The 17,028-nt window shown below is 65.3% G+C and carries 14 protein-coding genes and 1 tRNA gene; 7 read left to right on the top strand and 8 right to left on the bottom strand.

Annotated features, from left to right (window positions below; genetic code table 11):
* Positions 1–5: 5 nt before the first annotated feature.
* Together LQ954_RS09015 and LQ954_RS09010 are read left to right on the top strand one after the other, a co-directional pair.
* Positions 6–329 carry a hypothetical protein gene (locus tag LQ954_RS09015; RefSeq protein WP_227771898.1) on the top strand — a complete coding sequence of 108 codons (324 nt, stop codon included), beginning with the start codon at positions 6–8 and terminating at the stop codon, positions 327–329.
* Positions 330–412: 83 nt separating this feature from the next.
* Positions 413–850, top strand: coding sequence for an acetyltransferase (locus tag LQ954_RS09010; RefSeq protein ID WP_231022813.1), 438 nt, complete (start codon positions 413–415; stop codon positions 848–850).
* A 748-nt stretch (positions 851–1,598) separates the two neighbouring features.
* On the opposite strand, the gene LQ954_RS09005 is transcribed toward LQ954_RS09010, so the two are convergent.
* Both LQ954_RS09005 and LQ954_RS09000 read right to left on the bottom strand, forming a co-directional pair.
* Positions 1,599–4,010 (bottom strand): ligase-associated DNA damage response DEXH box helicase, encoded by a 2,412-nt coding sequence (locus LQ954_RS09005; protein ID WP_231022812.1) that lies wholly within the window; start codon positions 4,008–4,010, stop codon positions 1,599–1,601.
* A 217-nt stretch (positions 4,011–4,227) separates the two neighbouring features.
* Complete coding sequence (locus tag LQ954_RS09000) at positions 4,228–4,416, bottom strand: hypothetical protein (protein ID WP_231022811.1); 189 nt, start codon at positions 4,414–4,416, stop codon at positions 4,228–4,230.
* A 73-nt stretch (positions 4,417–4,489) separates the two neighbouring features.
* On the opposite strand from LQ954_RS09000, the gene LQ954_RS08995 reads away from it, so the two are divergent.
* Complete coding sequence (locus LQ954_RS08995) at positions 4,490–5,488, top strand: ligase-associated DNA damage response exonuclease (RefSeq protein WP_231022810.1); 999 nt, start codon at positions 4,490–4,492, stop codon at positions 5,486–5,488.
* Positions 5,489–5,574: 86 nt separating this feature from the next.
* Positions 5,575–6,702, top strand: a complete 1,128-nt coding sequence (locus LQ954_RS08990; RefSeq protein WP_231022809.1) for a tetratricopeptide repeat protein — start codon at positions 5,575–5,577, stop codon at positions 6,700–6,702.
* Position 6,703: 1 nt separating this feature from the next.
* Here the strand turns inward: LQ954_RS08990 and LQ954_RS08985 are convergent, their stop codons facing one another.
* Positions 6,704–7,627, bottom strand: a complete 924-nt coding sequence (locus LQ954_RS08985) for a peptidylprolyl isomerase (protein ID WP_231022808.1) — start codon at positions 7,625–7,627, stop codon at positions 6,704–6,706.
* 94 nt (positions 7,628–7,721) lie between these two features.
* Here LQ954_RS08985 and LQ954_RS08980 point away from each other — a divergent pair.
* Positions 7,722–7,812: transfer RNA gene (locus LQ954_RS08980), tRNA-Ser, on the top strand.
* A gap of 254 nt (positions 7,813–8,066) precedes the next feature.
* Here the strand turns inward: LQ954_RS08980 and LQ954_RS08975 are convergent.
* The gene (locus tag LQ954_RS08975; RefSeq protein ID WP_231022807.1) at positions 8,067–10,292 is read right to left on the bottom strand and encodes a CaiB/BaiF CoA-transferase family protein; all 2,226 of its coding nucleotides are present in this window, start codon (positions 10,290–10,292) and stop codon (positions 8,067–8,069) included.
* A gap of 93 nt (positions 10,293–10,385) precedes the next feature.
* Here LQ954_RS08975 and LQ954_RS08970 point away from each other — a divergent pair, with 93 nt between their 5' ends.
* Both LQ954_RS08970 and LQ954_RS08965 read left to right on the top strand, forming a co-directional pair.
* On the top strand, positions 10,386–11,846 hold the full coding sequence (locus LQ954_RS08970) for an aldehyde dehydrogenase family protein (protein WP_231022806.1): 1,461 nt from the start codon (positions 10,386–10,388) through the stop codon (positions 11,844–11,846).
* Positions 11,843–13,045 (top strand): acyl-CoA dehydrogenase family protein, encoded by a 1,203-nt coding sequence (locus tag LQ954_RS08965; protein WP_231022805.1) that lies wholly within the window; start codon positions 11,843–11,845, stop codon positions 13,043–13,045. The genes LQ954_RS08970 and LQ954_RS08965 overlap by 4 nt, the downstream gene beginning before the upstream one ends.
* 147 nt (positions 13,046–13,192) lie before the next feature.
* On the opposite strand, the gene LQ954_RS08960 is transcribed toward LQ954_RS08965, so the two are convergent.
* From LQ954_RS08960 to LQ954_RS08945, 4 genes are all read right to left on the bottom strand, one after another.
* The gene (locus LQ954_RS08960; protein WP_231022804.1) at positions 13,193–14,215 is read right to left on the bottom strand and encodes an acyl-CoA dehydrogenase family protein; all 1,023 of its coding nucleotides are present in this window, start codon (positions 14,213–14,215) and stop codon (positions 13,193–13,195) included.
* 2 nt (positions 14,216–14,217) lie between these two features.
* Positions 14,218–14,535: a 2Fe-2S iron-sulfur cluster-binding protein gene (locus LQ954_RS08955; protein WP_231022803.1), complete on the bottom strand. Its 318-nt coding sequence runs from the start codon at positions 14,533–14,535 to the stop codon at positions 14,218–14,220.
* Positions 14,536–15,717, bottom strand: a complete 1,182-nt coding sequence (locus LQ954_RS08950; RefSeq protein ID WP_227771908.1) for an aromatic ring-hydroxylating oxygenase subunit alpha — start codon at positions 15,715–15,717, stop codon at positions 14,536–14,538.
* Positions 15,718–15,778: 61 nt separating this feature from the next.
* Positions 15,779–16,999: an NAD(P)/FAD-dependent oxidoreductase gene (locus tag LQ954_RS08945; RefSeq protein WP_231022802.1), complete on the bottom strand. Its 1,221-nt coding sequence runs from the start codon at positions 16,997–16,999 to the stop codon at positions 15,779–15,781.
* Between the last annotated feature and the right edge of the window lie 29 nt (positions 17,000–17,028).

Genomic DNA, 17,028 nt, shown 5'->3' with positions numbered 1-17,028 from the left:
CAGACATGAAAGTTGAGAGATTACCCCACGCGGAACTCGCGCTGCGACCCCACGGGATCAGCGGCCCGGTGGCCAATATCCTGCTGACCCGCAGTGCGATTACTTCGGACCGCGCCATCCCGTATTCGCCAGATCACGCCGCCGCTCAACATCCTTTCGCAGAATTGCGCGGAACCGGTATCGTCAAACTGACAGAAGAAAGGCGCTGCTGGTTCGACCTGAGAACCCATGACACCGCCGGAGCGGAACCCGAGCCGTTGGGTGCAGTGATCTCGGTTCCTTGGGCGATACTCGCCGCAGCCCTGGCCACCCCACTCTACAGCGGCTGAGTGCCCCACCGCGGCGGCAATGAAGCGGCCGGACGGAAAACGCCGACTTGCGGTCGCTACGCGAGTTCAAGCATCATGGGACCATGTTTACGATCAGGCGGTCTCGCGTAGATGAGGGCAGTCGCATTGTCGCAATCTGGCGTGCGGCTGTCGATGCGACACACGATTTCCTTGCGGACGAAGATCGCGTCGCGATCGAGAGCGAGGTTAAAGATTTCTTGCCACAAGCCCCATTGTGGCTGGCTGTTGATAAAGTCGATCGTCCGCTCGCCTTCATGCTGATGGACGGTAGGCATATGGAGGCACTGTTCGTTGATCCGGCTTTTCATGGGCGCGGTGTCGGGGCTGAACTCGTGCGGCATGGACTCGCGCTGCATCCAGACATGACGACGGACGTGAATGAACAGAACGGCCAAGCGATTGGCTTCTATGAACGCATGGGCTTTCGCCGCACTGGCCGCTCGCCACGGGATGGGCAAGGTAGGCCATACCCGCTGATCCACCTCGCCTATCAAAACTGAGCGAGCGTCCGCTTTCCAGCCATTAGCTGTCGCCTACCCGTCGCCGGAACCCGCCCGAGAGCGGACAGGCTGCTAACGTCCATAATTGGTCATCCGCCGACCAGTTCGGCGGTTGCCCGCTCCGCGCCAAGCGGCGACTATTGGACGGAGAGGCGACCAGTCGGCCGATACGAGGTATAGTTCAGGATCTCGTTTGCCCTGCGTCGCACATAGCTCTGTTGCTCCGCAGTCAACTTGCCGCCGTTTTCGCGGAGCATGCTGTCGACTTCTGCACGGAGCTCTTGTGCGCGTTTGAGCTTCTGTCGCCGCATCGTGGGCGTGTCGCTGGGCGGGACCATCGCATCGCTTCGGAAGAGCGGCTCGTATGTTGAGTAGTTCGGCCCATTCATCGAGGGCTGCGAACCCGACAGCCCCTGTGCCGACGCAACAGCAGGTAAGAGGACTGAACAGAGCGCCAGTGCGGGTCTCACCGTTTTTCCCCATCCATTTTGCTAATAGTGAATGACTAGGCGGTCGATCGGGTCAATAGTTTGATGAAATTCAACGATCCTTATGTCTCTTAAGTTCACTCCGACGGCCGCTCAGAGCCGCATGAACAAACGGCAGGTTTTCGGATGGTGCCGAACAGGGCTTAACGGCTAAGGGGGAGCGCGAAGCCGCGACCAATTGAGTCTGCGCGATAAGCCACTTACGTCTGTTTACCAGGCCAAGCCGACATTCCGCTTTCCCTCGCACAGCCCGCCGCGCTTCAATCCAGCCGCATGGCTTCCCCGGCCAGCGCTTCCGCCTCGATCAGGAGTGCGTCGTCGGCGCTGCCGGTGGTGACTCGTTCGCGGCCAATCAGGACGAGCACCGGCACGGCAAGCGGGGAGACGCGGGGGAGGTCGACGTGGAGCATCGTGCCGGCGGCTCGGTCGAGCAGGTCGGCGAGGCGGCCGACGTCCGTCATGCGGGCGCGGGCGTCCGCCCAAGCCGCCTCGAGCAGAATATGACCGGGCTCGTATTTGCGTAGCACGTCATAGATGAGGTCGGTGGAGAAGGTGACTTGCTTGCCCGTCTTGCGCTTGCCGGGGTGCTGCCGCTCAACAAGACCGCCGATGACGGCGACTTCGCGGAACGCGCGCTTCAGCAGGTGCGATTGCTGCACCCAGTCGACAAACTCATGTTCGAGAATGTCGGACGAGAACAGCGCCGCGGGATCGGTGACGGGATCGATCGAATAAGTGGCGATGGCATAATCGTTGGCGACGAAGCCGAGCGGTTTCAGCCCCGCCGTCTCCATGCGGCGGGTAATGAGCATGCCGAGCGACTGGTGCGCGTTCCACCCCTCGAAGGAATAGGCCACCATGTAGTTGCGCCCTTCACGCGGAAAGGTTTCGACGAGGAGCTGGTCGGGCCGCGGGAGGGCGGAGCGGCGGGCCTGAATCTCTAGCCATTCGCGCACGTCATCGGGGAAGCGCCCCCATTCGGCCGGCGTGTTGAGGAAGCTGCGCACGCGATCGGCGAGGTTGGTGGAAAGCGGCATACGGCTGCCGCCATACGTCGGGATACGCGCAGGCCGCGCGGTGGCGCGGACGATCAGATCCTCGGTGTCGATCTTCTCGACCTCAAGACTCAGACCAGCGAAGAAAAAAGTGTCACCGTGGGCGAGCGTGGCGGCGAAGGCCTCCTCCACCTTGCCCAGCGTGCGGCCGTTGCGGAAGCGGACCTTGAGCATCGTCGCCTCGACGATGATCCCGGCGTTGAGACGATGCTGCGCGATGAACTTCGGGTGGCTGACGCGCCAGAGGCCGTCGGCATCCTGCGTCAGCCGCTTGAAACGATCATAGGCGCGTAGCGAATAGCCACCATCGCGAATGAAGCCGAGCACCTTGTCGAACAGCTCGTCCGTGAGTGCCGAATAGGGCAGCGCGGAGCGGATTTCGTCCAGCAATGCCTGCTGATTGAACGGCGCGGCGCAGGCGCAAGCCATCACGTGCTGCGCCAGCACGTCGAGCGCGCCCATCCGGAAGATGTCGGTGTCCAGCTCGCCGGCCTCCACCGCGTCCAGCGCAGCGCGTGCCTCGAGATATTCGAAGCGGTTGCCGGGGACGACGATCGCTTCCGACGGCTCATCGAGGCGATGGTTGCTGCGGCCGATGCGCTGGAGCAGGCGCGAGGAGCCCTTGGGAGCGCCCATCTGGATCACGCAATCGACATCGCCCCAGTCGACGCCCAGATCGAGGCTGGCGGTGGCAACCAAAGCGCGCAGGCGGCCGGCCGCCATCGCCGCCTCCACCTTGCGCCGCGCCTCCTTCTCCAGGCTGCCGTGATGGATGCCGATCGGCAGCTGCATGTCGTTCGCCTTCCACAGATCCTGGAAGATCAGCTCGGCCAAGCTGCGCGTGTTGCAGAAGACGATGGTGGTCTTGTGCGTTTCGATCTCCGCCATCACCTGCGCCGCGGCGTAGCGACCGGAATGGCCGGCCCAGGGGACGCGATCCTCGGGCAGCAGGATGTCGATGTTCGGATCGACGCCGGTTTCCCCCTGCACCAGGCTGACGCTGTCGATATCGCCGTCGGGCGCGAGCCAAGCGCGATAGCCGTCCGGGTCCGCGACGGTGGCGGACAGCGCGACGCGCCGCATCGTCGGGGCGATCGCCTGAAGGCGCGCCATGCACAGCGACAGGAGGTCGCCTCGCTTGCCGGTGGCAAAGGCGTGCACTTCGTCGATCACGATGGTGCGCAGGCCAGCGAACATGGTGAAGCTGTCGGGGTAACTGAGCAGCAGCGACAAGGACTCGGGCGTGGTGAGCAGGATCTGCGGCGGCCTTGCCCGTTGGCGGGCCTTGCGATCGGATGGCGTGTCGCCCGTGCGCGTCTCCACGCGGATGTCGACCCCCATTTCCTCGAGTGGGGTGACGAGGTTGCGCTGGATGTCGACCGCCAGTGCCTTCAGCGGCGAGACGTAGAGGGTGTGGAGGCCATCGATCGGTTGCTCGATGAGCTCGGCCAAGGTCGGGAGAAAGCCGGCCAGCGTCTTGCCCGCGCCAGTCGCCGCCACGAGCAACGCGTGTCGCCCGGCGCGGCCCTCGGCGAGCATGTCGAGTTGATGGCGGCGGGGGGACCAGCCCCGCTTGTCGAACCAATCGGCGAGCGGGGTGGGTAGATCAGGCGTCATTGAAGCTGGATATAGGATCGCCCCCGGCATGGCGGAATGGAGGCGCCGCATGGCGCACGGCACCTTCTGCGGTGACGGTCATGCTGAACTCGCTTCGGCATCCATTGCGCGACAAGCAGGGTCGCTGCGGGAAGAGGAATGGACGACGAAGAAAGTCCGGGGTGACGGCAGGCGTGCGCGCGAGCGTCAGACAATCGCCATCACCCGAGCAGAACCCTTACCCGCGAAGGGCGTCGTCGCGCGATTGCTCCTTGTACATCTCCCGCGTGGCACGTTCCGTCTGCGCGTTCTGCGCCGGCGTGGTCTTGTTGCGCAGCTTCGCAAAGGCAAGCGCAAGACCGAGGATGATGAACCCCCCGATCACGATGAAGGCCCAGAGGCTGTCGCCGGTTGCTTGATGTTCCATGTCGAACTCTCCCAATCCTTGCAGGCAGAACGAGGAGGTGGGGCGATTTGATCCGTTCGTGCGTAATGGGGATATGCCCAAGCTCGGCGATTGGCTGGAATCACACCCCCACGGCATTTACGTTCGACCGGCGGACGCCTGGGTCGATCCTTCAACCCCGCAGGCCAAGGCACTGGTCACCCACGGCCATGCCGATCACGCGCGTGGCGGGCATGGCGAAGTCTGGGCCACGCCCGAGACGCTGGCGATCATGGACACCCGTTATGGCGAACAGGTCGGTAACCCGGTCGCTTATGGCAAGACAGTCCGGCTGGGCGATGTGGAGGCGACGTTCGTGCCAGCCGGGCATGTGCTCGGCTCCGCGCAGATCCTGCTCGAGCATCGCGGCGAACGCATCGTCGTGTCGGGTGATTACAAGCGGCGCGCCGACCCCACCTGTGCGCCGTTCCAGCCGATCGCGTGTGACGTGTTCATCACTGAGGCGACGTTCGGCCTGCCGGTCTTCCGCCACCCGGATACGGGGGACGAGATCGACAAATTGGTCGCGCGACTTCACGCCAATCCCGACCGCTGCGTGCTGGTCGGCGCCTATGCGCTGGGCAAGGCACAGCGGGTGATCGCCGAACTTCGCGAACGCGGGCATGAGGCGCCGATCTACATTCACGGCGCGCTGCAGCGTCTGTGCGACCTTTATGCCGAGCACGGCGTGCGGCTGGGCGAGCTGATCCCGGTGGCGGGCGTGGCGAAGGCGGCGATGGCGGGGCACGTGGTGATGTGCCCCCCCAGTGCGCTTAACGATCGCTGGTCACGCCGGCTGCCCGACCCGATCACCGCCATGGCAAGCGGCTGGATGCGGGTGCGCCAGCGGGCGCGCCAGAAACTGGTCGAGCTGCCGCTGATCATGTCCGACCATGCTGACTGGGACGAGCTGACCCAGACGATCGAGGAGATCGCGCCGCGCGAGGTGTGGGTGACGCATGGACGCGAGGAAGCGCTGATCCACTGGTGTGCGATGCGCCAGATCAAGGCGCGGGCGCTGGCGCTGGTCGGCTTCGAAGACGAGGACGACTGAAGCAGAAGGACCAAGCGGCGCGCCGCCGCGCGTGACCGGCTGGACGTGCCAGCGAACCGGTTTAGGGTTCAGCGTGGGAGGGCCGATTGGATCAGACGCTGTTCCGTTCCGACAACCTCTTGGTGCGGCGGGCGGGGATGCGCGGCGGTACGGTGATCGTCACCTTTGGCTCCTACACCACCGAACCGATATTGGATCGCCCCGGCTTCGCCGAGGAGTTCCTGCGCACGGCACAGATCGATGCCATCCACGTGATCAACCGCCGCAACCGATGGTATCAGCACCCGGAGCGCCCTGCCGCACTCGCCGCCATTGCCGCCGTGACCGGTGACTATGATCGGGTGATCACATACGGTTCAAGCATGGGAGGCTATGCCGCCCTGCGTTATGCCCTGCCCTGCGGCGCCGACACCGCGATCGCGCTGTCGCCGCAGTTTTCGGCCGATCCTCGGATCGTGCCATGGGAAACCAGGTGGCAGGCCGATGTCGCCCGGACCCGGTTCGATGAGCCGGCCTATCACGGCGCCGCGCACGAATATGTCTTATACGACCCGCGCGTGCGGCTGGACCAGCGCCATGCGGAGATGATCGCGGGGGCGGATGGGGCGACGTGTATCCCCATCCCCTTCGGCGGCCATCCGGTTGGGCCCTTGCTGGTGGAAACGGGAGCATTGCAGCAAGCGATCCGCTCGATCGTTGCCGGCGACTTCGACCCGGCCAGCGTACGGGCGCGCATCCGACGCGAGCGACGGCGCTCACAGCATCAGCATTTCGTGCTGGCGCGGCATTGCGCGGCCCGGCGGCCGCAGACTGCGCTTCGCCTGCTGGAGCGAGCGGCCGAGATCGAGCCGGAATCCCATATCCTGAGCGCGCAGGCCGCGCTGCTCGATGATCTGGGACGATTCACGGAAGCAGCGCCGCTTCACCATGCTGCGGTAACCCGAACACCCGGGAACGCGCACGCCTGGGCCGGCCTTGCCCGGCACCGGGAACTGCTCGGCAATACGGCAGCCGCGGCCGACACCCTGCGGATGGCCGCGCAGCGCCAGAGCGGCTCGATGCTGCTGTTCGTGCGCGCACGGCAAGTTCGCTTATGGTTGCGCCGCCACCGGCTCGGCGCCCTCGACCGCTGGGCTGGGCGCGCCATCGCGCGAAGCACGGGCTCGCGCCTTCACGCCTGTCTCCTGCGCACGATCGGCAGGTGTTTGAGATGATCTAGCGGGGCCGACGGATCGGCACCGGAAGGTTGCAGATGTCGGCCGCGCCGGCGGGCCGGATGAAGAACGAATCCTGCCGATTGGCCCGCGCCGCTGCGTACCGGGACCAGCTGCCGGATCTGGTGGACAGATACGCGAAGGCGGGCCGCTCGGCTGCGGGCAACTCGCTGGCCAAGCGGATCTGCCGGATGGGCACGCGCTGTTCGGCCCGCTCGTAAAAGCCGAGGCCGAGGCTTCCCCGCGGAAGGCTGGAAAGATGCTCGATCCCCTCAATCACGCGCCCGACCACCGCGATGTTGCGGTCGAGGTGTCGGGGCGCGTGGCCGATTACCGCATAAAGCTCCGCGCCGGTGCCGGTATTTGGCGACACATCGCGGCCAACGCCGACCATGCCGTAGCAATGCACCGGCCAAGCGGCGCCACCGCCCTGCCCGTCTGCACCGACGGGCCAGCCGCGATAGAAGAAGGTGGCCGGCGCATAGACGTCCGAGGGGCCGGGCGTCAGCTCTTCAGGGCGCAATGCAGCACGGTCAGTGGTATAGTCGCTCTCCGCAGCTACGGTGAGGTGCGGCGGCAGCGGCTTCTTCTCCGTCGCATCGCCCCATTGCGCGACGTAATTGTCCTGCACCCGATTGACGCTTGTTCCGTCCCACCAGTGCGCAGCGGCGAGCCGGCGCACATTGGCGACCCAGGGACGCGCGAACGGTTCGGCGATCAACTGAATCACGATCCGCCGCTGGCTCTCGCCGGGATTGGCGGCAAGATCCATCACCAGCAAGTCATCGGCAGCGATCTCGACCCATTCCGCGGCAGGTGCCGCTGCCAAGATTTCGCTGGGCGATTGCGGGCTGGGCGAGGCGCGGCCCGCGGCTTGCGCGGCGGCAGCCTGGGCGATGAGCAGGGAGAGGAGAAAAGCGGCCATTACCGCACCGTGACGCGGCATAATGCGGTAGGCAATGCGCAAACGCTTGCGCCGAACGCGCGGGCAGCTTAGGGCGCGCTACTTCCAGGTATGCGGAGCGGTGGCCGAGTGGTCGAAGGCGCTCGCCTGGAAAGTGAGTATACGGCAAAACCGTATCGAGGGTTCGAATCCCTCCCGCTCCGCCAATCAGTCTCCAGATACTTACCTTACTCCATTTTCCTCCCGGGAGTGGCGCGCTTCCGCGCGGCTGCCGTCCGCTTTCGTGGTCTCCCCGGCTTGGGTCAGCCTGGTGCCGGTCCCACGACTTACAGCCCGGTCGATCTGGTCGCTCCGGGCGTCAGAAACGCCGGTGCGCCCGCGGCTCACAAGTGCAGCAATGCTTGTTGCACAGCGAAGTCGAGCGGAATGCGCAGGTAAACGGCCATCACCGTGCAGACCCTTACGCGCCCACCCGATCAGAGGCGCTTGCCGCGAGCGTTTGCTCGATGGCGCGTCGCTCGTCTGGGCTGGTGCGCTGGATCACGCCCTTGACGGCGAGGCGGTCGATTGTGTCGGGATCAAGGGCGAGCCACTGCCCCAGGATCTCGTCGCTATGCTCGCCCATCAGAGGCGCCGATCGCATCGGTGCTGCCGGTAGCCGGCTATGTGCTTGCCGTGCTTCGGCGGTGACAGGGTCTGCCAGGAAGGGGTGATGCTCGCACCGCAGAAGGCGCCGCTCAGAGACATAGTCGAACGCCGGAAGGTCCCCCACCCGCAACATCCGGGCGGCGGGAACGCCGGCGGCCTGCAAGCGGCGCATCGCATCGTCGGCGTCCATACAAGCCAGCCACTCCTCCAAAGGCTGTCCCTCGCACACCGAAGCGACAGCGGCGGAATCGGCGTCGGTGCGCATCGTCACCGCGATCCACTCGTCATCGCCGCTGCACCGGTACACCGCCGAGCGCTCGCCTTGCGCAGGAGCGCCGGTCGACGCTCGTGCGATCTCGGCGCCGAACTGGGCGAGCATGACCTCCGCCTGGGCGATGCTGGCGTGGCCTCCCTGCCCGGTCCGCTCACGTCGGATCAGCAATGCCACCGCGGCGATCGCCCCGACGCGGCCGGCGACATGGTCGGGGTAGATGGTGATGGAGTCGCTGAAGCTTTCGGGATCATCGGCGTAGCGCCACGCTTCCGTCAGGCCCGTGGCAGCCCTCACGAGCGGGCCATAGCCCATCCGCTTGCTCCAAGGCCCGCTATCCCCGAACGCGGAACTCTCCACGCTGATCACGCGCGGATTGGCGGCTTTGAGGACATCACGGCCGAGACCAAGCGACTGCATCGTCCCGGGCTTGAAGTTGGAGAGTACCACATCCGCCTGCCCAACCAGGCGAAGGAAGAGCGCCTTGCCGTCCGGGTCACGCAGATCGAGACCGACACTTCGCTTGTTGCGGTGCCCGGCCGCGAAGCTCGCCGACAGGCCATAAGGCAAATAGGATTGGCGATTGCCATCCGGAAAGGCAGCGCTCTCCACCTTGACGACGTCGGCACCCTGATCGGCCAGCAGGCGACCAGTCTCGGCACCGACGACGATGACGCCGAGGTCCAGCACCTTCAGCCCCTCGAAAGGCCGGGACAGATGATGTGCGCTTGTCGTCAGGCGAGCCTGCGCATGGTCAGCGTCTGGCGTCATCCGCTCCCCGTCCACGATGATGCACCCGTTGGGGACGGGATAGGTCGCACCATCCACGGCTTCGCTCCGGAAAGATGCACGTTCAACGAAGTGCGGCAGCATTGGCGCTTCAGCGAGCGTCGACAAACCACTCAGCGGCACGCCGTGCGAGATGGCACCCGCTTCAAGTTCCGCCCGGGTCTTGTCCGCAAAAAAGGCGGCGATCGCCGGCAGAAGATCAGCTGACTTGTAACGAACAGCCGTCTTGTTGAAGCTCGGGTCGGAGAAGGCAGGCGGTTCGCCCATCCAGCGGAACATGCCCTGCCACTGCCGTGCTGAGAGCAGGCACAGGCGTACGTGACCGTCGGCACAGGGGATGATGGGATATTGAAAGCCCTTGGCCGGTCGATCGCGCGATAACAGATGCGCAGGCCGCCCCAGGGTGGCGCTGCCCCCAATCCCGAAGCCCGGATCAAGCGCCTGCACGGCGCCGTCCAACGCGGCAAAGTCGATGCGGTCACCCTGTCCGGTCCGCAGGGCAAGGAAGTAGGATTGCAGGGCCAGGAAGGCCGCCTGCACCGCCGCGCACTGCCACGCGAGTTGGCCCGGCGGCAGCAGCGGCTCACGTCCGCGGATGCCGGAGCGCGACAGTTCGCCTGAAAGCGCATTCAAGATGGCGTCGCTCGCCTGCCAGCCCGAGAAGGAATTCCCGTGCCCGAATGGACTGACGCTGACGATGACCTGCGCCGGTAGGCGCCAGCTCAGCTGGAGGCCGCAATCCTCGACAATGATATCCGCGGCGGCGAGCAGGGCCGCCGCTTGGGGTGCGTGATGATCGAAAGGATGCACCGTCTTGCCGAGATTAGCGATGCGGTCCGACAAGCTGTCCCCTGCCGCGGCAACCACGATGCGATCCACCTGCGCGCCAAGCTCGGCCAGATACCGTGTGGTCACGCTCAGCGGGCCGTGCACCGCATCGACCACCCGGACCCCCGTCAGAGGCCGGTCAACTGCCATCTTCCTCTCCCAACCTCTTGCCGCGCGCTTTATCTATGGGCATTAGGTTATCAGACACAAGCGGCTGATGGCCGCGATCAGCGGGAGAGTGAGATGGCCAGCGCGGCAGCAACAAGCTTCACCATGACGATCGACGGCGCCGCCGCGCCCACGGCGACCTCGCTGCCGGTGCGCAACCCGGCGACAGGTGAGGTGTTCGCCGAGGCTCCCGACGCGACCCCCGCCGATCTCGATCGCGCGGTCGCTGCTGCGACCCGCGCCTTTGCGACCTGGAAGAATGTACCGATCGCGGAGCGCAAGGCAGCGCTGATCAAGGCAGCCGAGATCATCGAGGCCAATGCCGACGAGCTGGCCAGCCTGTTCGTCAAGGAACAGGGCCGTCCCTACCCCGGCGCCAAGGGCGAGGTGCTGGGCGGTGCGATGTGGATGAAGGCGACCACCATGCTCGACATCCCCGTCGACGTGACGGAGGAGACCGACACCCGCCGGATCGAGGTGCATCACGTGCCGCTGGGTGTCGTCTGCGGAATCGTGCCGTGGAACTTCCCGGTGCTGCTGGCAGTGTGGAAGATCGCGCCGGCAATTATGGCCGGCAACACGCTGGTCCTGAAGCCTTCGCCCTTTACCCCGCTTACCACGCTACGGATCGGCGAACTGATCCGCGATTGCTTTCCTGCCGGCGTATTCAACGTCATTTCGGGCGGAGACGCGCTGGGACCGCGGATGACGGCGCACAAGGGATTCGCCAAGATCAGCTTTACCGGCTCCACGGCGACGGGGCGCCGCGTGATGGAAAGCGCCGCCAAGGACTTGAAGCGTATCACGCTCGAGCTGGGCGGAAATGACGCGGCGATCGTGCTGCCGGACGTTGATGTCGATGCGGTGGCGGAACAGCTGTTCGAGGGTGCATTTCACAACACCGCGCAGGTGTGCGTTGCGACCAAGCGGCTGTTCATCCACGCCGATATCTATGACCAGGTCCGGGACCGGCTGCACGAGCTCGCCAAAGCCACGCCGGTCGGTGACGGTGCTGAGCAGGGCAGTCGCTACGGCCCGATCCAGAATGAGGCGCAGTATCGCCGCGTGCTCGGCCTGCTCGACGATGCGCGGGCGAACGGGCTGACGCTGCTCGAGGGCGGTGAGGTGCCGCAGCGTGGCTATTTCGTGCCGCTGACGCTGGTCGACAACCCGCCCGACGATGCTCGCGTCGTAGTGGAGGAAGCCTTTGGGCCGGTACTGCCGCTGCTCAAGTGGACGGACGTGGACGACGTGATCGCGCGCGCCAACGACACCGAATACGGCCTTGCCGGGGCAGTCTGGTCCGCCAACGTCGAAAAGGCGACCGAGATAGCCCACCAGCTCGATACGGGCACGGTGTGGATCAACCAGAACCTGCAATCGACGCCCTTCACGCCGCTGGCTGGCGCTAAGCAATCCGGCTTCGGGCAGGAGAACGGGCTGGCTGGCTTGCTCGAGTTCACCCGGCCAAAGTCGATCTTCATTCCCAAGCAACCTGCAGGCACCATCCCCGAAGCAGTGGTTGCGGCGCCATGAAGCTGACGCCCGAAGACGAGGCCTTTCGCACAGAGGTTCGCGCCTTTCTCGCCGAGAAGCTGACGCCCGCGATCCGCGCGGCGGGTAGCCGCATGACGAGCGTCTACGCCGATCACAAGGCACAGATGGCGTGGCAGGCGATCCTCCACCAACGCGGCTGGGCGGCACCGGCCTGGCCGAAGGAGCATGGCGGCGCCGGATGGACGGTCACGCAGCGCCACATCTTCGAGCGGGAGCGCGTCCTCGCCGGCGCGCCGCCCACCTCGCCAATGGGGATCAACATGGCCGGGCCGGCGATCATCCGCTTTGGCACGGAAGAGCAAAAGGCGTTCTTCCTACCGCGGATGCTGTCGGGCGAGCATTTCTGGTGTCAGGGCTATTCCGAACCGGGCGCCGGATCGGACCTTGCGGCGCTGCAGATGAAGGCCGAGCGCGACGGTGACGATCTCGTCTGTACCGGCAGCAAGATCTGGATCACCCATGCCAATGTCGCGAACTGGATGTTCTGCCTCGTCCGCACCGCGCGGGGTGAGCGCAAGCAGCAGGGCATCACGTTCCTGCTCGTGGACATGACAACGCCGGGTATCGAAGTGCGCCCGATCGTCATGGCGTCTGGCGAATGGATCCAGAATCAGGTGTTTTTCGACCAGGTACGCGTTCCGATTGGCAACGTTCTTGGCGCGATTGACGAGGGGTGGAGCGTCGCCAAATATCTGCTCGAGTTCGAACGGGGCGGCTCGGCCTATGCGCCGCAGCTTCAGGTCAGGCTCGACGCATTGCGCGATCAAGCCGGGCCACTTGCCGAAGAGCCGCTGTTTGCCAACAAGTTGACGGACCTTGAGATCCACATCGAGGTGCTCGACGCGCTTGAAAGCGAGTCCTTGTCGAAGCTGTCGCGGGGCGAGCAACTTGGGGCCGATCCGTCGATCATGAAGATACTAGGTACGGAGTTGGCGGGGCGCTTGTCGGAACTCGAGCTTGAAGCTGCTGGACCCGTCGGGCGGGCATGGCAGCCCGGCGTGACCGAGCCGGGCGGTCCCGTTGTCGGCTATCCGGAAGCGGCGTCAGATTACTGCAGCGGCGAACGGTGGCAGGCGATCGCACCGCTTCGCTACCTCAATACACGCGCCGGCCTGATCTATGCCGGCACCAACGAGATCCAACGGGGTATCATCGCCAAGGCGGCGCTTGGATTGTAGCCCGCAAGACCCTCTCCTTCGAAGGGCGCGCTGGGATGGACAGTGTTTCCCATAGACCTGCGCGCTCGGCTCGTCCCTCGGGCCTGCCACCTGCCCCTGCCCCCTCTTTCCAGGGGAAGGGGGCGTGTAGCTCCTCAAAAGGAGCGACTAAGCCGCGAGTTGCGCCGTCATCCGCCCAAAGCGCTGGCGGTGCTGATCGGCGCTACCGAGTTCGTGTTCGATCACCGTCAGGCGTTTGAAGCATCGGCCGACGAGCAGTTCCTGCGTCATGCCCATGCCCCCGTGCAGTTGAACCGCATTCTGCCCGACGAAGCGCCCGGCATCAGCCACCGTCACTTTCGCGGCACTGACCAGCCGCGCGCGCTCGGCCCAGTGGCCGCCCAGCGCCTGGCAGGCGCGCGTCGCAATCGCTGTCGCCCGGCGAGACTGGATATACATGTCGGCAAGCCGATGCTGGATCACCTGGAAGTGCGCGATCGGCTGGCCGAATTGTTGGCGCTCCTTGGCATAGGCAACTGTGTCCCTCACTAGCCGCCGCATCAAACCGCTTGCTTCTGACGCGAGGCAGGCAAGCGCAATGTCACCCGCTTCGCTCAGCGCATCGTCGACATCCATCGCGAGCAGCGCGGCATCGGCGTTGATGAAGCGGAGGTCGGCGGCGCAGCGGCCATCGATCGTCGGATAAGCCTTGGCGATCACGCCTTCGGTCTTTGCGGATACCAGAAGAAGCGCGGACGCGTAGCTTTCGGTCCGCGCCGCCACGAGCAGGTACGCCGCAGACGCACCGTCTAGCACCAGCGGTGCGTCGCCATCGAGTCGCCAGCCCCCAGCCGTAGGTGTCGCGCTGACGCTTGGTCGAAGCCGTGGGTCGAGCCCCGCAACGGCGACCGTTGCGCCGTTCGCGATGTCCCGCAGCACGCCATCCCCGGCCGGCGTTCGAGCGCCCCGCAGCAGCTGCGCGGCAATGACGCATGTCTCAAGGAAGGATGTCGGCGCACAATGCTCGCCAAGCGTTCCAAGCACGGCTCCCGCCGTGGAAGCATCCAGCCCGAGACCGCCCAGTTCCTCGGGCACAATCAACCCGAAAGCGCCCGCAGCTCGAAGGGCGGCCGACCCGTCGCGAGCGCTTGCCAGATGGCGGTCGAGCGCCTCGCGCAATGCCTGCTCCACGTTCAATCCTCCGGCGCGATGGTGATGCGCAGACCGTCGAGTGAACCGTCGAAGCGCAACTGGCAGGACAGGCGCGAACGCTCACTGCGATGTTCGGAGCTGTCGAGCAGTTCGTGCTCGTCCGGGCCGAGCGGGCCAAGGCAGTCAAGCTGATCCTCGTCCACATAGACGTGGCATGTCGCACACGAACAACTGCCGCCGCACATGGCGAGCAGTTCGTCGAACCCGTTGTCGCGGATCACCTCCATGACGCTGAGCCCGGCCTCGCCAGCTACTTCATGCTCGGTACCGTCGCGCGTCCTAACGATCAGCTGCGGCATCTACAGCAACGTCTCCAGCGCTTCGTAATAGCGGATCACGTTCTCCTCGAGCCCGCAATAGACGGTGCTTTCGGGCACACCCGCGTTCAACCCCTCCTGGCTGATCTGCGCCGCGCGGAAGTCCTCTCCCGCGAACACCTTGATGATCAGGTCGTAGGAGCGTTCGAACACCTCTTCCGCTTTGGGCGTTGTCGCTGGACCGGGAGTGATCATGTAATAATGCACGATCGTCCGGTCGACGCCGTACGGCATCAGGATCATCACGCTCGTGTAATATTGGCTGGTGACGATCACGACATTCGGGAATGCGGTATAGGCGTGGGTGACAAGCTTGTGGACGTTCATGTCCGCATCCTCGTCCAGCATCGACGGCTCGTAGCCGATGCGCCCGGATACCTGACGGATGTTGACGCCGAACGTATCGCTGACGCTTGGCGCATCGACAAACAGAGCGCCAATCGATGCCGCATGCAGCCGCTGGACGTGATAACCCTCCAGAAAAGGCTCGAGAACGACTTTCCAATTGGCCTTCAGGTCGAAGGTCTTGCGACCGTAGACATGGCCGCCGGGGATGCCAAGCGCGGTGAAGTCTGCATCGATCTGGTCGTGCAGTTGCGACACGTCGAGCGGCCCGCCGTTCAGCTGCGCATAGATTACGCCGCCCCAGACGATGCTGGGCAACTCCTTCAGCCCGCGCTGATCCTTCATCACGCCTTCGAACATGTCCGAGCGGGCAACGCCGATCAGCTTGCCGTCGAGGCCGTAGGCCCAGGCATGGTAGGGGCAAACCATTCGCCCCTGCTTGTGGACGGCGCAATCCTCCACCAGCTTCGCGCCCTTGTGCTGGCAAGCGTTGATGAAAACCTTGATCTCGTCGGCACGCGTCCGGGTAACGAGCAGGGGCTTGCCATAGGCCTCGATCGCGACGACCGACCCTGCCTCCGGCAATAGCGCCGATAGAGCGATCGGCACGGCGTGCTTCTGGAAGATCTTCGCCTGTTCGGCGTCAAACCGCTCGCGACCAGTGAAGATCTCGTTCGGACGCGTAGCCGCGAGTGGGACGTTGACAGCGTCCTTTTCGGCGGGAATCCGGCGAATAGCCGCCTGCTGACTGTCGGTCAGGTCGGACAGCCGGGTCACGCGGCGCTCGGCCGGCCTCGCTATGTCGGCGACGAAGTTCATGGTCGCACCTCTCCTGTTTGTCGGCACGACATACCCCATCTAAAAACTAATGGCAATAGTTTTACGTTTCTTTGAGGGGAACATTCGGGTCCGCGAGCCGCGCGGGATCGGGCGCGGCGCGGGCCTCGACCAGTTTGCGGCCCTGGACGTAATCCTTGACCGCATTGACGCAATCGAGCGCGATGACGCGGCCGGCCTTGAGGTAGATGATCGAGAAGCTGCGGGTGGCCGGGTCGCCGCGCAGGACGGTGGCGTCATGGCCGATCGAGAGGCCGACGGTCTGCAGCTTCAGATCATATTGGTTGGACCAGAACCACGGCACCGCGTGATAAGCGGCGTCCTGCCCGGCGATCGTCTTCGCGACGACATTGGCCTGGTCGTTGGCGTTCTGCACCGATTCGAGCCGGATCTCCGTGCCGTCGGCAAAGCCGTTGGTGTGGAGCGCGCAATCGCCGATCGCGAAGACGTCGGGCAGGCTGGTGCGGCATTGCGCGTCGACCGCGACGCCATTGCCGCCGACCGCTCCCGCGGCGAGCAAGGGTTCCACCGCGGGGATGATGCCGATGCCGACGATGACGAGCTGCGCCGGGATGACGCTGCCGTCGGAAAGGCGCACGCCAGTGGCGCGACCGTCCTCGCCGACGATGCAGTCGACCACAGCGCCGAGCCGAACGTCGACGCCGTGCGCGCGATGCTCCGCCTCGTAGAAGCGTGACAGGTCCGGGCCGGCGACTCGGGCGAGGACCCGGTCGAGCGCCTCGAGCAGAACGACCTTCTTGCCGAACTTGGCGAGGACGGCGGCGGCTTCCAGCCCAATATAGCCGCCACCGATGACGACCGCGTCGGTCACGCCGGGAAGCTCGGCCATCATGCGATCGGCGTCGGCGCGGGTGCGCACGGTATGGACCCCGGCGAGATCGTTGCCGGCGCAGGCGAGGCGGCGCGGGCTGCCGCCGGTCGCCCAGATGAGGTGGCGGTAGCCGATCGCCCGGCCATCGGCGGTGGTGACGGTATGCGCGGCGGGATCGACGGCAGTGACCGCGCGGCCGAGCAGCATCTCCACGCCGCGTTCCTGCCAGAAGGCCGCCGGGCGGATCAGGATGCGGTCGAACGTCTTGTCGCCGGCGAGATATTCCTTGGACAAAGGCGGGCGTTCATAGGGCAGTTCCGGTTCCGCGCCGATCACCGCGAGCGTCCCGTCGAACTTTGCCTGGCGCAGCGCGATGGCGGCCTGCGCCCCGCCATGGCCGGCGCCGACGATCACCACGTCATAGCTGCTCATTGGCCCTCCCCTCGCACGATTGTTAAACC

The sequence above is a fragment of the Sphingomonas sp. IC-11 genome, from assembly GCF_021043365.1.
Taxonomy (GTDB): Bacteria; Pseudomonadota; Alphaproteobacteria; order Sphingomonadales; family Sphingomonadaceae; genus Sphingomonas.
This window is presented reverse-complemented; position numbering and strand designations above follow the sequence as displayed.